This window comes from Pseudanabaena biceps PCC 7429 (assembly GCF_000332215.1).
Lineage (GTDB): Bacteria > Cyanobacteriota > Cyanobacteriia > Pseudanabaenales > Pseudanabaenaceae > Pseudanabaena > Pseudanabaena biceps.
The window spans coordinates 1-1,732 of record NZ_ALWB01000386.1 but is presented as its reverse complement, the minus strand read 5'-3'; the positions used below and the strand labels follow the sequence as shown (position 1 = coordinate 1,732).

2 protein-coding genes and 1 pseudogene are annotated in these 1,732 nt (G+C 41.5%); 1 reads left to right on the top strand and 2 read right to left on the bottom strand.

Annotated features, from left to right (window positions below; translation table 11 throughout):
* Both PSE7429_RS22580 and PSE7429_RS22575 read right to left on the bottom strand, forming a co-directional pair.
* Nucleotides 1–414 (bottom strand): annotated as a pseudogene (locus PSE7429_RS22580) (hypothetical protein); the annotation flags it as partial.
* Between the two features lie 14 nt (nt 415–428).
* Nucleotides 429–644: a hypothetical protein gene (locus PSE7429_RS22575; protein ID WP_009629718.1), complete on the bottom strand. Its 216-nt coding sequence runs from the start codon at nt 642–644 to the stop codon at nt 429–431.
* Between the two features lie 227 nt (nt 645–871).
* Between PSE7429_RS22575 and PSE7429_RS22570 the strand changes: the two genes are divergently transcribed.
* Nucleotides 872–1,675, top strand: coding sequence for an HAD-IIB family hydrolase (locus tag PSE7429_RS22570; RefSeq protein ID WP_009629717.1), 804 nt, complete (start codon nt 872–874; stop codon nt 1,673–1,675).
* Nucleotides 1,676–1,732: the final 57 nt, after the last annotated feature.

Genomic DNA, 1,732 nt, shown 5'->3' with positions numbered 1-1,732 from the left:
CTTTCCCCAATCCGCTTGGTAAATTCCTGTGGCTAGGTCTTTATTCAGGGTTTCATCATCAATGATGAGGATTCGCGATCGCTCTTTAAATATGGATGTCTTGGCTTCGGAGACGGGCAAACTGCCATAGGCGACGGCATCGCTATGATTGATGAAGATTTCTTGGCTTACCTTTTCAGCGATCTGGCGATCGCCAAAGTAAGCGGTTCTTCCATTGGTAAGAATTAGATATAGGTCTTGTTCTTGCAGTCGCTCGATGTCTCTTTCGGTGATGCCATCGTACATCTTACCGACAGCGAGTTTACTCGGCTCAATATCTTTCCCGATCTTCAGTTCGAGGTAGCTATGCTCGACGGTTTTCACGGGCAATGGTAACTCTTGCCCTGTCTTCAGGTCAATCTGTCTAAATTCCATCTCGTCATTTCTCGCTAGAATTCAAAGTCAATTTCTACTTCTTTTTTTGGTTTAGTTCCTTGTGTTTTCGGTTTTACTTTTGCCTTTTTGGGCTTCGGTTCGCCATCTTCGTCATACAGGGAATACTGCGATTCATAGCGGGCGATGTCATCAAAGCTGGCTAGTCCTTCGCTCAGTAGTTCGTCGTAGGTGTAGCCTGCATCAATCTTGGACTGAATATTATTTCTCATTGGTTCCTCTTTAGGTGCTTAGGATTGAATACAATGGGTTTCGGAAATTGACAATCTAGAGAGTATATTCTATCAATTTCTCTGGATTGGTGTTTGAGAATATTGTTCGTACAAATTCTGGAATTGTCAATACTCCATTATGGTAGTTTTAGCTTCATCGGCGAATCGCTAGATTTTCCAATAGTCTCCCGTTGGCTGTATTCTGATTATAGTTTCATTTCTTCTGTATGACCCTGCTCAATCTCAATCAAGCTGATTTGTCCGACATCCGTTTAATTGCTTCCGATGTTGATGGTACTCTTACCCTCGATGGGAAATTCTCTTCTGATTTCATCTCGACTCTTCTCGATTTACAATCAGCAGGAATTAAAGTCCTATTGGTAACTGGTCGTTCGGCAGGTTGGGTTAGTGCTTTAGTGAACTATTTACCTGTTGCTGGGGCGATCGCGGAAAATGGTGGGATATTTTTGCAGCCCAATGGTCAACAAGATTTATTCTCTTCGGTTCCTAATATATCTAGACATCGCATTTTGCTAGAAAATATTTTCCATCACATTAAACAGAAATTTCCTCATCTTCATCCTTCTGTGGATAATCAGTTCCGTATTACCGATTGGACTTTTGATGTCAATGATTTATCGACTGGCGATCTTCAAGCCATCTCGTCGCAATGTCAGCAAATGGGTTGGAGTTTCACTTACAGCAATGTTCAATGTCATATCAAACCACCTCACCAAGATAAAGCAACTGGCTTAGAGATAGTACTCAAAAATCATTTTCCTGAACTCAATTCACAGAAAGTGCTAACTGTTGGCGATAGCCCTAATGACGAGGCTATGTTTAATCCTGTAAAATTTCCCATCTCGGTCGGCGTGGCAAATGTGCTTCACTATCAAGACAAGATCCTGCATTTACCCCAATACGTTACCCATGCTTCTGAGTTTGCTGGCTTCCAAGAGTTAGCCATGCTATTGCTTAAAAATTGTGTCGCAGATGACAGTATGAAAACGAGGCGATCCTATGCAGGATAAATACAATAAAATTTTGATCTTTTTTTGATCTTTTATAGATCAGATCTAGAGTGATCG

What these genes read in the sequence shown, in the direction of transcription:
- PSE7429_RS22570 (WP_009629717.1), top strand. Translation starts at nt 872, where the DNA reads ATGACCCTGCTCAATCTCAATCAAGCTGATTTGTCCGACATCCGTTTA.
- PSE7429_RS22575 (WP_009629718.1), bottom strand. Translation starts at nt 644, where the DNA reads ATGAGAAATAATATTCAGTCCAAGATTGATGCAGGCTACACCTACGAC.